Origin of the sequence: Streptosporangium sp. NPDC005286, assembly GCF_040607515.1 — a bacterium.
GTDB lineage: Bacteria > Actinomycetota > Actinomycetes > Streptosporangiales > Streptosporangiaceae > Streptosporangium.
The window spans coordinates 44,814-58,343 of record NZ_JBEXGU010000018.1 but is presented as its reverse complement, the minus strand read 5'-3'; the positions used below and the strand labels follow the sequence as shown (position 1 = coordinate 58,343).

11 protein-coding genes are annotated in these 13,530 nt (G+C 71.2%); 8 read left to right on the top strand and 3 right to left on the bottom strand.

The features are described 5' to 3' along the window. Positions 1 to 197 precede the first annotated feature (197 nt). Positions 198 to 2,102: a hypothetical protein gene (locus tag ABZU75_RS09835; RefSeq protein ID WP_355551394.1), complete on the top strand. Its 1,905-nt coding sequence runs from the start codon at positions 198 to 200 to the stop codon at positions 2,100 to 2,102. Between the two features lie 152 nt (positions 2,103 to 2,254). On the opposite strand, the gene ABZU75_RS09830 is transcribed toward ABZU75_RS09835, so the two are convergent. The 3 genes from ABZU75_RS09830 to ABZU75_RS09820 form a co-directional block, all read right to left on the bottom strand. Continuing rightward, positions 2,255 to 2,467, bottom strand: coding sequence for a DUF397 domain-containing protein (locus tag ABZU75_RS09830; protein WP_355551392.1), 213 nt, complete (start codon positions 2,465 to 2,467; stop codon positions 2,255 to 2,257). After that, positions 2,458 to 2,892 (bottom strand): DUF5753 domain-containing protein, encoded by a 435-nt coding sequence (locus ABZU75_RS09825; protein WP_355551460.1) that lies wholly within the window; start codon positions 2,890 to 2,892, stop codon positions 2,458 to 2,460. The genes ABZU75_RS09830 and ABZU75_RS09825 overlap by 10 nt, the downstream gene beginning before the upstream one ends. A 151-nt stretch (positions 2,893 to 3,043) precedes the next feature. After that, positions 3,044 to 4,351, bottom strand: a complete 1,308-nt coding sequence (locus tag ABZU75_RS09820; protein ID WP_355551390.1) for a DNA-directed RNA polymerase subunit alpha C-terminal domain-containing protein — start codon at positions 4,349 to 4,351, stop codon at positions 3,044 to 3,046. Between the two features lie 567 nt (positions 4,352 to 4,918). Between ABZU75_RS09820 and ABZU75_RS09815 the strand changes: the two genes are divergently transcribed. From ABZU75_RS09815 to ABZU75_RS09785, 7 genes are all read left to right on the top strand, one after another. Then, the gene (locus ABZU75_RS09815; RefSeq protein ID WP_355551388.1) at positions 4,919 to 5,491 is read left to right on the top strand and encodes an NAD(P)H-dependent oxidoreductase; all 573 of its coding nucleotides are present in this window, start codon (positions 4,919 to 4,921) and stop codon (positions 5,489 to 5,491) included. 72 nt (positions 5,492 to 5,563) lie between these two features. Next, the gene (locus ABZU75_RS09810; RefSeq protein ID WP_355551386.1) at positions 5,564 to 7,207 is read left to right on the top strand and encodes an ABC transporter substrate-binding protein; all 1,644 of its coding nucleotides are present in this window, start codon (positions 5,564 to 5,566) and stop codon (positions 7,205 to 7,207) included. 2 nt (positions 7,208 to 7,209) lie between these two features. Continuing rightward, positions 7,210 to 8,157, top strand: a complete 948-nt coding sequence (locus ABZU75_RS09805) for an ABC transporter permease (protein ID WP_355551384.1) — start codon at positions 7,210 to 7,212, stop codon at positions 8,155 to 8,157. 11 nt (positions 8,158 to 8,168) lie between these two features. After that, a complete protein-coding gene (locus tag ABZU75_RS09800; RefSeq protein WP_355551382.1) occupies positions 8,169 to 9,137 on the top strand; it encodes an ABC transporter permease in 969 nt (322 codons plus the stop codon). Continuing rightward, positions 9,134 to 10,990 (top strand): dipeptide ABC transporter ATP-binding protein, encoded by a 1,857-nt coding sequence (locus tag ABZU75_RS09795; protein ID WP_355551380.1) that lies wholly within the window; start codon positions 9,134 to 9,136, stop codon positions 10,988 to 10,990. The genes ABZU75_RS09800 and ABZU75_RS09795 overlap by 4 nt, the downstream gene beginning before the upstream one ends. Next, complete coding sequence (locus ABZU75_RS09790) at positions 10,984 to 12,183, top strand: acyl-CoA dehydrogenase family protein (RefSeq protein WP_355551378.1); 1,200 nt, start codon at positions 10,984 to 10,986, stop codon at positions 12,181 to 12,183. The genes ABZU75_RS09795 and ABZU75_RS09790 overlap by 7 nt, the downstream gene beginning before the upstream one ends. Beyond that, positions 12,180 to 13,523: an LLM class flavin-dependent oxidoreductase gene (locus ABZU75_RS09785; protein WP_355551376.1), complete on the top strand. Its 1,344-nt coding sequence runs from the start codon at positions 12,180 to 12,182 to the stop codon at positions 13,521 to 13,523. Before ABZU75_RS09790 ends, ABZU75_RS09785 begins: the two co-directional genes overlap by 4 nt. Positions 13,524 to 13,530: the final 7 nt, after the last annotated feature.

The following is a 13,530-nucleotide window of genomic DNA, read 5'->3' as shown; positions in this document are numbered from 1 at the left end:
CGCTTGTGAGCCGCAAGGAAGGCTGGTAGGGCCTGTTGCCCGCCTGGTGCGGCCACTACCTGACCGGCCCGTGGCCTCCCAGTGATCGACAAGCCGCTCACCAGTCGCGGCCTCTAGCTTCTCTCTGGTCCCGCGCGCTCGAAGCGGCACGGCGGGAGCAGATCCAGACCCACGCGTGACACTGGGAGGAAGAGCGGATGGCTGCGGCAATCACCGCGATGGCGTTCGGGCAGACCGGATTCCTGATCGTGGCCCGCGAGGACGGGCGGATCGAGTCCTGGGACATCGGATCCCCCAGCACGGTGCGCGTGGTGCGCGACGGCTCGGAGGACCCGGTGCTGGACCTGGTGACCGACGGCCCGCGGATCCTGGGCGTGTCGGCGCGGCGTGTCATCGCCTGGAACGCGGCCATGGAGGTCGAAGCCGATCATGCGCTCGACCATCCCGCGCACTTCGTCACGGTGACGCCGCGCGACGTGTGGCTGGCTGGTGACTCGCACGTCGCCCGGCTCGACCGCGAGCTGGGAGAGTCGACATGGACGCCGATCGCCGACGGAGAGACCACCGACTTCGACGTTCATCCCTCGGGGCGGCGCCTCGTGGTGGTCAAGGACCGCGTCCGCGTCCGTGTCCACGACGCCCGCACCGGCGTCGAACTCCACGCCTGGGACCGCAGGGGCAGGGACGGCGTCCGGCAGGTGTCGGTGCGCTTCGCCGAGAAGCCCGATCACCTGTGGGAGGCCGACAACCGGAGTTGGTGGCTGCGGCGCGTCTCCGCGAAGAGCGGGCGACAGACCAGAGACCGGGACCGGGAGCTGGCCAGCGCATGGGCGGGCCCGCTGGCGTTCAGCCCGGACCGCGGGCATCTGGTGGTCCTGCAGACCGGCTGTGACGTTCAGGTCTGGGACCTGGAGGCCGACGCCGCCGTCTTCTACGTGGAACCGGTAGCCGACCGTTCCCAGGAGAAGGTGCTGGCCTCGCTCAGCCGCGTCCCGACATTCGCGTCCGCGAGCCCGGGAGTCCTCAGGCGGACGGGCAGCCGCCGCCAGCCCGACCGCGACGCGGCGGTGACCGCCCTCGCGGTCGCCGAACGGGGCGCCATGGTGGCCCTCGGCGGACGCGACGGCGTCGTCCACCGCTGCGACACCGCGACCGGAGCGATCGAGCGGCTCGGCGAGCCCCGACTCCTGGCACCTCCACGAGGCGCGATGGTCACCCGGTGGACCGGAGGCGTCGCGCACGGCGTCCGCGACGGCGAGCACTGGATCGCCCGCGAGGGCACGCTCGCCAGGCTCGACTTCGAGCGGCCGGACCGGATGCGGGGGGTGGCCCTGGAGGACTTTCCTGCTCTCGACAGGTTCGTCGGCCGCCAGGCCACGCTGTTCTTCCGCGGCGACCTCGTCTGGCACGCGACCTGGGACACGCTGCGGGCCTGGGAGGTGGCGACAGGACGGCTCGTGTGGCACGCCCAGACCCCGGGGCCGCCACGGATCGCGGGCGACACCGCCTACATGATCGACGGCCACTACCACCCCCGGTCCGGTTTCCCCCTGCTGCGAATCGATCTGAACACCCGTGAGACGACGGACCCCCAGCACTTTGCGATCGACGAGGCGTCCATCGACCTGAGCATCGCTCCGGTCAACTGGCCGAGGATCTCCGCGATCGGGCCGCACATCGTGCTGGAGACCCACTCCCGCCCGGAACGGGCGTTCCTGATCGACCCCGAGCGGTGCCTCCTGCTCCACGAACTGCCCCGGGACATCGGCCGGGACCCGCACGACGGCCGCCGCGTGCTGCACCGGATCCCCGGCGGTTATGCGGTGATCGACCTGGAGAACCCGGCCGCCCAGCCGGGGACCCGTCAGTTCCCCGACCCGGTCGGCGACGTCCGCTGGTACCAGGAGATCGGTGCCGACCGCGTCATCGGGTGGGACCGCGGCGCGCGGCGCGTCGTCGTCGCCCGCACGAGCGGCGAACTCCTCGACCACTTCGTCGGCCACGGTGAGGAGGTGTCGGCCTTCTTCGTCTCGCCCGACGAGTGCACCCTCCTGTCGGTCGACCGCGCTTGCTTCGTCCGCGCATGGCACCTGGACCGGTAGTGCTTCGTCAGGTCGGCGTGTCGTGGGGTTGCCGGGTTTTGTTCATCGCGAGCTGCAACTGCTGCTCGCAACCTGGACCGGTGCATGCCCGACCTGCCCCCGAACGATGAAACCGTTACGTCGCAACAGCTATCGACAGACCTGACAAAGCATTACCAGTCGAAATCGCCGGTCCTGATGCCGTTGATGAAGGTGGTCCATGCGAGGGCGGTGAAGATGAGTGCGGGGCTGGTGGTGTTCTTGCTGTCGCGGACGGCGTGGCGTCCGCCGGACAGCTTGGCGACCTCGATGCATTCACCGCCGTTGCTCCCCGATCGGGTGGACTTGGTCCACGTCGCCGCTGCCAGTTCCCGGTTCAGGTCCATCGCGTGATCGTCTCCTTGATCAGCTTCAGCGACTCGCGCTGGGACAGTGCTTCGACGCGGATCGTCTCGTATCTCAATGCCAGGACGGCGACCTCGTCGGGTCGATCGGCTACCTGACCCGTACCGGCCGACTCGACATAGGCCGCGTTGAGCATTCCCCGGTGCGCCTGCGCGATGACAAAACCTCCGCTGACGCCGGTCGTCGTGCGGGCCTGGGCCGGGAGGACTTGGAGCGCGATGTCAGGACGTTCGCCCGCCTCGGCGAGGTGCTTGAGCTGCGCCGCCATCACGCTGTCTTCCCCGACAGGACGGAACAGGACGCTCTCGTCGATGACCGCCCACAGCATTGGAGGGGTCGGCCGGTTGAGGATGGTCTGCCGGTCCATCCGGGCCGACACGTACTCCTCCAGTTGCTCGGGGGTGATGCGTGGCTGTGAGGTTCTGTCCCCACCGCGGTCAGGTGGCGCTTGGCCGCGGTTCCCTCCTCCGTCTTGCGAGGCACCACCTGGCCGATCCTCGCCACGGCAGGATCCGCCAGGCAGGGCCTGGTGCGTTTCGACTCTCCGCTCTGACGGGTCACGGATGTGGCGCTGAGATGTCCCACAGTCGTGTCGCGCTGTCGAGGCCCGCGGTGGCCAGCAGGTGGCCGTCGGGGTGGAAGGCCACCGAGGCGACGACTCCGAGGTGGCCGCTGAACAGGGCGAGGGGCCGACCGGTGGCGGTGTCCCACAGCCGCGCCGTGCGATCGGCGCCCCCGGTGGCCAGCAGGTGGCCCTCGGGGTGGAAGGCCACCGACCAGATGTAGTCGCCATGGCCGGCCGGCGGGGCGCCGACGGGCTTTCCGGTGGTGGTGTCCCACAGCAGTACGGTGCCGTCCTCGCCCCCGGTGGCCAGCAGGTGGCCGTCGGGGTGGAAGGCCAGCGTGTGGACCGGCTTGGTGTGATTGAACAGGGCGACGGTCTGGCCGGTGGCGTCCCAAAGCCGTACGGTGCCGTCCTCACTGGCGGTGGCCAGGTAGTGGCCGTCGGGGTGGAAGGCCGCTGACCCGATGGCGCCGGTGTGTCCGGTGAACAGGGCGATGAGCCTGCAGGTGGAGACCTCCCACAGCCGTACCCCGTAATCCCAGCCCGCGGTGACCAGCAGGTGGCCCTCGGGGTGGAAGGCCACCGAGTAGACAGATCTGATGTGGCCGGACAGGGGAGTGCCGACGGGCTGGCCGGTGGTGGTGTCCCACAGCCGTGCGGTGTCGTCCGCGCCGGCGGTGGCCAGTAGGTGGCCCTCGGGGTGGAAGGCCACCGACAAGACGGTGTCGGTGTGGCCGGTGAGTGGTATGCCGACGGGCTTGCCGGTGACGGTGTCCCACAGCCGTGCCGTGCGCTTGGCGCTGGTGTCCCACAGCCGTGTGTGGTCGCTGTCAGGCCGGAGGGGCGCGGTGTCGGTGTGGCCGGGAAGGGAGGCGCCGACGGGCCGGCCGGCGCCGGTGTCCCACAGTTGCGTCGTGTCGTCCCAGCCGGCGGTGGCCAGCAGGCGGCCGCCGGGGTGGAAGGCCACCGCGCGGACGGACGCTGAAGAGCCGTGCCGGATGAAGGAGACGTGCTCGCGGACGCCGTCGGGTGGGGCGGCTCGCAGGGACAGGCCGACGTCGGCAAGCCTCTGCTCGACCTCTTCGGCCCACTCGGAATCGAAGCCCTCGATGGCCGCCGGCAGATCCCGTTCGCCGAGGGCGGCCAGCTCGCCGCAGGTGTGGATGCCCGCGCGTTTGAGGCGGTTGTACGGACGGACCTTGAGGTTGAGTTCCTCGATGGGCAGAGTCAGGTTGTCACCCGGCGAGTACCCCGAGCACAGTGAGTCATGGTCCGTCGTCCATGACTGGCGTAGTGACATCGTGGACCTTCCTTAAGATCACACTCTCCCCGGCGAGGAGTCTTTCCGCCGCCTGCCGAGGTGTCAACCCGCGCCGTTCCGCGGGGCGCCCACCAGGGTGGGGGCAGGCCCTGTGCGCGCCGCGATAGGTCGGCGACCCGGGTGAGTCCGGCTTCGACAAGACGGGTGGTCGTTCCCGGGAGGGCGCCCGTGCGGGTCGTTCGGTGGCGGGACGAGGTCGTCGTGGACACGTTCCGTCACGGTCATTCGTGGATCCGGGTCGGGCCGCGACTTGAAACCTACTAAACCAGTATGGAACTATGGTTTTTATGTTCGCGGCACTGACCACGTACAACAGGCGTCGCGTGCCGGAAATCATTCTGGTGCGCCGCCTGTTCGTCGACTTCGTACGGACCGACGGCGCCATCTGTCGCTGAGGCCACCCATCACCGAGCGTCAACGACGGCCCCGTGGGGCTGTCGTGAAGCCGCCGATCAGCCGTCCTCACTCGCCCTGACCGCGACGTCGCGGGGGCACCTCGTCTCTTTCTCCATCCGTCTGGCGAGCACGCCGTAGGAGATCTTTCGCATGGCCCTTGTCGTAGCAGTGATCGGCGGCCCGACCCCGGGTTCCGCCACCGCGGCCCTTGTCGAGAACGTCGCCGAGCGGCTGGAGTTGGAGGGCCACACCACGGTGCTGATCAGCCCGGCGGACCTGCCACCCGCGGCGCTGATCGCCGGGGACTCCGCCGATCCGCAGATCCGTTCCGCGATCGAGTTGATCGAGCAGGCGGACGGGGTCGTGGTGGCCACCCCGATCCTCCAGGCGTCCTACTCGGGGCTGCTCAAGACCTTCCTGGACGTGCTGCCCCCGGGCGCGCTGGCGGGCAAGGTCGCGCTGCCGCTGGCCAACGGCGGCAGCCGGGCGCACCTGCTGGCCGTCGACTACACGTTGCGGCCGGTGCTGAGCGCGCTGGGCTGTCCGCAGGTGGGGCAGGGGGCGTTCGTGCTCGACACCGACATCGTCCGGCACTCCTGCGGGGTCGGTCTCACCGGCGCGAGCGAGTCCCGCGTCGCGGCGGTCTGCCGCCAGTTCGCCCACGCCCTCGCCCTGATCCCCGACCAGACCTCTGTCCGGTCCTCTGACCGGTCACTGTTCTGACCTAGGCCTCTCTCCCGCACCGACCTTCCCAGGTCGTCCTTTTGACAAGGGTTTCTCATGTTCGGATATTCGTTGTTCTCGACTTCCCCCGTCCGGGCGGCAGCCGCAGGGGCCGCGCTCGCGCTGCTGGCCGCCGGCTGCTCCTCGGGCGGTGAGGCCACCGCAGGCGCGAGCGGCGCCGACACCGGCGCGCCGGTGCAGGGCGGCAAGCTGACCATTGCGGTCTCCAGCTTCCAGCCGTGCCTGGACGTCTCGCTCACCGGCGGCCGCAACAGCACGGTCACCCACCAGATCCTGGACACCCTGACCGACCAGGACCCGAAGACGGGCGAGATCATCCCTCGGCTGGCCACGAAGTGGGAGGTGAACGACGACTACACCGCCTTCACCTTCCACCTGCGCGAGGGCGTGACCTTCAGTGACGGCACCCCCCTGGACGCCAAGGTGGTCGCCGACAACTTCAGCACGCTCGCCAAGCTGGTCGGTGAGGGCAAGACCGACACCCTGACGCTGAACGCGCTCAACAGTTTCTCCGGCGCCGAGGTGGTCGACCCCCTGACCGTCAGGCTGAACTTCAAGCTGCCGGAACTGGGCTTCCTGCGTAACGCCAGCGACCCCTACCTGGCGATCCTGTCGGCGTCCACGCTGGCCACGACCACCGAGGAGCGCTGCGCGGGCAAGCTGGTCGGCACCGGTCCCTTCGTCTTCGACCAGATCGTCAAGGACAAGTCCATCACCCTCAAGCGCCGTGCGGACTACAACTGGGGCGCCGAGGGCGTGGTGGCGCACCAGGGGCCGTCGTACCTGGAAGGCATCGTCTTCGAGGCGGTGCCCGAGTCGGGGGTGCGGGTCGGCGGCCTGGTCAGCGGCCAGTTCGACATCAGCGACGACATCCCGATCACCGACCTGCCGCAGCTGCGCTCGGCCGGGCAGACGATCGTCTCGAAGGTGGTGCCCAACCTGGTCCCGGGCATGCGCCCCAACCCGTACAGCCCGCTGGGCTCCGACGACGCGGTCAGGCGGGCCATCCTCAAGGGCACCGACCGCAAGGAGATCACCGAGACCCTCTACCCGGAGATCTACAAGGCCCCGACCAGCATCGTCTCCTCCGGCACCGCCGGGTGGAAGGACTTCGGCGCCGACCTCGCCTACGACCCCGAGGGCGCCAAGAAGATCCTTGACGAGGCGGGCTGGAAGCCGGGCGCCGACGGGGTCCGGGAGAAGGGCGGCGTACGCCTGGAGCCGAAGATCACCTACATCATCGGCAACTTCTTCGGCGCCACCCAGCAGGAACTGGAACTCGCCCAGCAGCAGCTCGCCAGGATCGGGGTGAAGGTCGAGATCAAGGCCAACACCCCCGCCGACAACGCCGCGATGCTCAAGGACATCTCCAAGGCCGACTACGACTTCCTCACCGGCTCGGGCGCCAGCAAGGACATCGACTTCCTCGCCGGACTGTTCAAGAAGAGCAACTCCGCGCTGCTCAACGCCGAGCAGCCCGAGCTGGAGGCCGTCGCCGACGCGCTGAACGAGGCGGCCACCCCCGAGGCCCGCACGAAGGCCGCGGACGACCTGCAGAAGTACGTCATCGACCACGGCCACTGGATCCCGCTGCGCGAGCAGACCAAGGTCGTCGCCGTCTCCCCGAAGGTCAAGGGCTACGTCCTCGACACCTACGCCGCGCACTTCTTCCACGACACCTGGCTGGCCGGCTGACCATGGCCCGCTACCTGCTGCGCCGCGCGGCCCAGGGCGCCTTCGTGCTCTGGGCGGCCTTCACCGCCGGCTTCGTGATCCTCTACCTGCTGCCCAGCGACCCGGTGGAGATCATGCTCGCCTCCACCGGGTCCATGGGCGAGCTCGATCCCGGGGCGGTGGCCGCGCTGCGCGCCGAGTACCACGTCGACGAGCCGTTCTACGTCCAGTACGGCATCGCGCTGTGGCGGTTCGTCCAGGGCGACTTCGGAACCTCCATTCCCCAGCGGCTGCCGGTCACCGAGCTGATCGGCCAGGCGCTGCCGGAGACCCTGGGCCTGGCCGCGCTGGCCTTCGCCATCGCCGTGCTGCTCGGCGGGAGCCTGGCCCTGCTCACCGGCTACCTGCGCGGGGGACGGCTGCGACGGCTGCTGCTGTCGCTGCCCCCGCTGCTGGTGTCGATCCCGTCGTTCTGGGCGGGGCTGATCCTGCTGCAGGTCTTCTCGTTCCGGCTCGGCTGGTTTCCCGCGATCGGCAACCGGGGCTTCGCCTCGGTGGTGCTGCCCGCGGTGACGCTGGCCCTGCCCACCGCGGCGATCATCGCCCAGGTCCTGATCAAGAGCCTCCGCCAGACCTGGGACGAGGCGTTCGTGGTCACCGCCACCGCCAAGGGCGCCTCCAGGCTGCGCATCCTCTTCGTCGACGTGCTGCGCCACGCGAGCCTGCCGAGCCTCACCCTGGTCGGCATGACGGTCGGCAACATGCTGGCCGGGGCGATCGTGGTCGAGACGGTCTTCTCCCGGCTGGGGGTGGGCCGCCTGGTCGAGCAGGCCGTCGCCGCGCAGGACATCCCGATGATCCAGGGCCTGGTCGTGCTGTCGGCCCTCGTCTTCGTGGCGGTGAACCTGGTGGTCGACGCCGTCTACCCGCTGCTCGATCCGCGCATCCGGCCGTCACGAGCGGCCACGTGAAGGAGCTGAGCGTGTCCGATCCCGCCACGACCCTGCCCGGCGGCCCCGCGCCGCAGGGGCCATCCGGACCCGAGGCACCGAGCCTCCCGCCTGACCCCGGCTCCGGTCCCGGACCCGACCCGGTCTCCGCTCCCGGACCCGACCGGCCGCGCCGTGGCGCCGGCGGGGCCCGCGCGGTCGTGCGGCGCCCCGGGCTGGTGCTCTCCGTGCTGTTCCTGGCGCTGGTGCTGGCCTGGGCGCTGGTACCCGGGATCTTCGCCCCCTTCGACCCGCTGGTCGGCTCGCCGAAGGACAAGCTGCTGCCCCCGAACGGCACCTACTGGTTCGGCACCGACCACCTCGGGCGCGACCTGTTCTCCCGGGTCGTGCACGGGTCCTCGCTCTCGCTGACCGCGACCGCCCTGGCGGTGCTGGTCGGATTCCTGGTCGGGTCGTCCCTGGGACTGCTCTCGGGGTACGTGGGCGGCCGGTTCGACGACGCCGTCATGCGCTGCGTCGACGTGCTGCTGTCGATTCCGGGACTGCTGCTCTCGCTGGCCGTGGTCACCGTGCTGGGTTTCGGCACGCTGAACGTGGCGGTCGCGGTCGGTGTGGCGGCGGTGGCCGGTTTCGCCCGGGTGATGCGGGCCGACGTGCTGCGTGCCCGCACCCAGGTGTTCGTCGAGGCGGCCGAGGCACTGGGCGTCGGCCGGTGGAGATCCCTCATCCGCCATGTGCTGCCGCACGCCGTGGGCTCGGTGCTGGTGATGGCCGCCCTGGAGTTCGGTACGGCCATCCTGGCGGTCTCCTCGCTGAGCTTCCTCGGCTTCGGCGCGCCGCCGCCCGCTCCCGAGTGGGGGTCGCTGGTCTCCGAGGGGCGCAACTACCTGGTGAGCGCCTGGTGGCTGACCACCCTGCCCGGCGCGGTGATCGTGGCGACCATGCTGGCGACCAACCGGGTCGCCCGCGCCCTGGACACCGGCAGGGGAGACGACCGATGAGTACACAGCCCCTGCTGCGCCTGACCGGCCTGCGGGTCGGGTACGGGCCGGCCCGGCGCGGTGGTGACCGGCACGAGACGGACGCGGTACGCGGCGTCAGCCTGCGGGTGGACCGGGGAGAGGTGGTGGCACTGGTGGGCGAGTCCGGCTCGGGCAAGTCCTCCACCGCGCACGCCGTCAACGGGCTGCTACCCGCCACCGGGCGGATCAGCGCGGGACAGGTCCACTTCGGCGGACGGGACATCACCGGCTGGCCGGACCGCGCGATGCGCCACCTGCGCGGCGCCGAGATCGGGTTCATCCCCCAGGACCCGGCGGTCGCGCTCAACCCGGTACGGCGCATCGGGCACCAGGTGGCCGACGTGCTGCTGCTGCACGGCCGGGCCACCCGGAGGAACGTCCGGGGGCTGGTCGAGACGATCCTGGAGGAGGCCGGGCTGCCGCACCCCGCCGACTACGCCCGCCGCTACCCGCACGAGCTGTCGGGCGGCATGCGCCAGCGCGTGCTGATCGGCATCGCGCTGGCCTGCACGCCCCGGCTGGTCATCGCCGACGAGCCGACCAGCGCGCTCGACGTCACCGTCCAGCGCCGCATCCTGGACCACATCCAGCGCCTGACCTCGGCGAACGGCACCGCCGTGCTGCTGATCACCCACGACCTCGGGGTGGCCGCCGACCGGGCGGACCGGATCGTGGTCATGCGGGAGGGACAGGTCGTGGAGGAGGGGCCGACCGAGCGGATTCTCGGCGACCCCCGGCACGCCTACACCCGCCGCCTGCTCGGTGCGGTCCCCACCCTGACCGGGCCGACACTGATCGCCACCTCGTCACCGCGTCAGACGGTCCACGGACCGCGCCCCGAGGCGGCGGCGGCCCCGGAGTCGCCGCTGGAGGCGCGCTCGCATCCGGAGGCCGGGCCGAATCCGGAGGCGCGTCTGGAGTCGCGATCACGTCCCGAGGCCGGGCCGAACCCGGAGGTATACCCGCAATCGCGTCCGCATCCGGAGAGCGACATGGAGACCGACGCGGAGAAGACGCCGGAAAGCGGAACCGTACCGGCGCCGCTGCTGGAGCTTAGGGGGGTCACCAAGAAGTTCAAGCGCGCCGCCTCGGTGACCGTCGCGGTCAGCGACGTGGACCTTGTCGTCGGCCGGGGCCGCACGGTCGGCCTGGTCGGAGAGTCGGGCTCCGGCAAGTCCACCACCGCGCGGATGGCGCTGCGGCTGGAGACCCCCACCCGGGGGCGGGTCCTGTTCGACGGGGTGGACATCACCACGGCCACCCGCAGGACGCTGCGTCCGCTGCGGCGGCGCTTCCAGCCCGTCTACCAGAACCCGTTCGCCTCCCTGGACCCGAGGCTCTCGGTCGCGGCGCTCATCGACGAGCCGCTGGACGCGTTCGGCGAGGGGGACCGCGCCGCCCGGCGCCGCCGGGCCGCCGAGCTCGTCGACCAGGTCGCGCTGCCCTCGTCGGTTCTCGACCGGCACGCCACCGAGCTGTCCGGCGGACAGCGGCAGCGAGTGGCCATCGCCAGGGCGCTGGCGCTCCGCCCCGAGCTGATGATCCTCGACGAGCCCGTCTCGGCGCTGGACGTCTCCGTGCAGGACCAGATCCTGCGGCTGCTGGTCGAGCTGCAGGTGCGGCTGGGGCTGAGCTACCTGTTCATCTCCCATGATCTGGCGGTCGTCCGCCAGATCTCGCACGAGGTCACGATCCTGCGCGCCGGCTCCGTGGTCGAGAGCGGGCCGGCCGAGCGCGCCTTCGACAACCCGCACCACTCCTACACGAAGGAACTCCTCATGGCGGTACCCGGACAGCTGAAGCCCGGCGCGGACGCGAGCCCCCGATGGTGAGCCCGCTGACCGGCGCGCGTACCGAACGGCAGGTCCTCGCCGCGCTGCAGGAACTGGTTCCGGCGATCTCCGCCCGGGTCGCGGGGGAGGACCGGCCGCACGCGGAGACCTTCGCCGACCTCAGGGCGGCGGGCCTGCCCTCCTTCGTCATCCCGGCCGCGTACGGGGGAGGGGGCGCCACCCTGCCCCAGGCCGGCCGGGTGATCCGGACCCTCGCCGCCGCCGACGCCTCGGCCGCGCTGGTCCTGACCATGCACTACATCCACGGCACGCGCCTGCTCTCGCCGCACGTCCCCGGCCGGGGAGCCGCCGAGCTGGGCCGTACCCTCGCCGCCACCGACGGCCTGGTCAACTTCGCCAGCAGCGAGCGGCTGAGCGGCGCCCCCAGCCGGGGCGGCGCGGTCCAGACCCGCGCCTCTCGCGGGGACGACGGGTCGTGGCTGCTGAGCGGCCACAAGCGCTACGTCACCGGCAGCATCGTCCTGGATCACCTGCTGGTGTCGGCCACAGTGGACAACGACGGCGACGACGACACCGCCGCCGAGCCCGTGGCGCGCACCTTCGTCGTCCCGGCCGATGCGGACGGTGTGCGGATCGAGCCGACCTGGGACACCTTCGGCATGCGCGGATCGGCCTCGCACGACGTCATCCTCGACGGCGTCACCGTCCCCGCGGACGCCGTCGCAGAGGCGTACGACCCCGAGGCGGCCCCGGAGATCACCCGTACCTTCGGCGCCTGGTGGGCGCTGCTGCTGGCCTCGATCCACCTGGGCATCGCCGAGGCGGCCCGCGAGGTGGCCCTCGCGTTCGCCACCGGTCCCCGAGGCGACGGCCGTCCGGGCAGCCGCGCCGAGCAGCCCCGCACCCAGGAGCACGCCGCGCGTATCGAGCTGGCCCTGCTCCAGGCGCGCCTGCTGCTGGAGGACGCCCTGCACCGGTGCGAGGGTGTCCCGGAACCCGCCGACGTCGTTCAGGCCACCGCCACCAAGCTCCTGGTCCACCAGCACGCCTCGGACGCCGTCGACCACGCCTGCCGCCTGGTCGGCGGAGCCTCCGTCTGGAACACCTCCCCGCTGGGACGCCACTTCCGTGACCTGCGCGTCGCCCTGTTCAACCCGCCCAACGAGGACGTCGTGATCGACGCCGTCGGCCGCGCCGCCCTCGGCCTGAACGAGAAAGGCACCTGGACGTGACCCCGCCCCGCCGTACGATGTCGCTGAACTTCAACCTCAGCGGCGTCGGCCACCACACCTCCGCCTGGCGTCACCCCGACAGCCGGACCGACCAGGCCCTGGACGTCGAGTACTACGTGCGGCTCTGCCAGACCGCCGAGCGCGGCGGGTTCGACTCGATTTTCATCGCCGACACCCCGGCGCTGCGCGGCGACCCGAACGACGCCCTGGCCAACACCCCCTTCGAACCGCTGACCCTGCTGTCGGCCATCGCCACCCGCACCACCCACATCGGCCTGATCCCCACCGTCTCCACCAGCTACAGCGACCCGTACACCGTCGCCCGCCAGATCGCCTCCCTCGATCTGATCAGCAAGGGCAGGGCCGGGGTCAACCTCGTCACCTCCGCGGGTGACCACGTCGCCCGCAACCACGGCAGGGAGCGGCACATCCCGCACGCCGACCGCTACGCCCGCGCCCGGGAGTTCGTCCAGGTGCTGGAGCGGCTGTGGGGCAGCTGGGCGCCGGACGCGATCCTGGCCGACCGCGAGGCCGGCGCCATGATCCGTCCCGGCGGCATCACCCCGATCGACCACGTCGGCGAGCACTTCTCGGTGGCCGGGCCGCTGACCGTGCCGCCCTCACCGCAGGGACGCCCCCCGATCGTGCAGGCCGGGGCCTCGCCCGCCGGGATCGAGCTGGCCGCCGCGCACGCCGACGCCGTCTACGCCCGCTCCATGTCGATCGACGAGACGCGAGGTGTCTACCGCTCCATCAAGACGCGGGCCGCCGAGCTGGGCAGGGACCCGCACTCGATCAGGGTCCTGCCCGGCGTGGTGCCCTACGTCGCGGCCACCGAGGCCGAGGCCAGGCGGCTGGTGCGGGAGATCGAGTCCCGGTTGGTGACCAACCCCGGCGCCCTCACCGCCCTCGGCGCCATGCTCGGCATCGACCTGTCCGGCTACTCACCCGACGACGCCGTCCCACTCCACCTGCTCCCCGCCCCGGAGGACTTCAACGGCTCGGTCACCGGCTTCGTCGAGCTGCGCACCATGGCCGTCGACGAGGGCCTCACCCTCGGCAGGCTCGCCGGTCGCCTCGGCGGCCTCGCCCCGCTGGGCATGTGGGCGCTCATCGGCAGCGGGGAGCAGGTGGCCGACCAGCTCCAGTACTGGTTCGAGAACGAGGCGGCCGACGGCTTCAACCTGATGATGCCGATCGCCCCCGGCGGCATCGAGTCCTTCGTCGAGCACGTCGTGCCGATCCTGCGGGAACGCGGCCTGGTGCGCGCCGGCTACCAGGGCACCACCCTGCGCTCCCACTTCGACCTGTCCCTCGACACCCCGTCGCCGCTTCACTGAGAGGAAG

Bases quoted from the DNA above. Each gene is read 5' to 3' on its own strand.
- ABZU75_RS09835 (WP_355551394.1), top strand. From the start codon at position 198: ATGGCTGCGGCAATCACCGCGATGGCGTTCGGGCAGACCGGATTCCTG.
- ABZU75_RS09795 (WP_355551380.1), top strand. From the start codon at position 9,134: ATGAGTACACAGCCCCTGCTGCGCCTGACCGGCCTGCGGGTCGGGTAC.
- ABZU75_RS09805 (WP_355551384.1), top strand. From the start codon at position 7,210: ATGGCCCGCTACCTGCTGCGCCGCGCGGCCCAGGGCGCCTTCGTGCTC.
- ABZU75_RS09790 (WP_355551378.1), top strand. From the start codon at position 10,984: ATGGTGAGCCCGCTGACCGGCGCGCGTACCGAACGGCAGGTCCTCGCC.
- ABZU75_RS09815 (WP_355551388.1), top strand. From the start codon at position 4,919: ATGGCCCTTGTCGTAGCAGTGATCGGCGGCCCGACCCCGGGTTCCGCC.
- ABZU75_RS09820 (WP_355551390.1), bottom strand. From the start codon at position 4,351: ATGTCACTACGCCAGTCATGGACGACGGACCATGACTCACTGTGCTCG.
- ABZU75_RS09830 (WP_355551392.1), bottom strand. From the start codon at position 2,467: ATGGACCTGAACCGGGAACTGGCAGCGGCGACGTGGACCAAGTCCACC.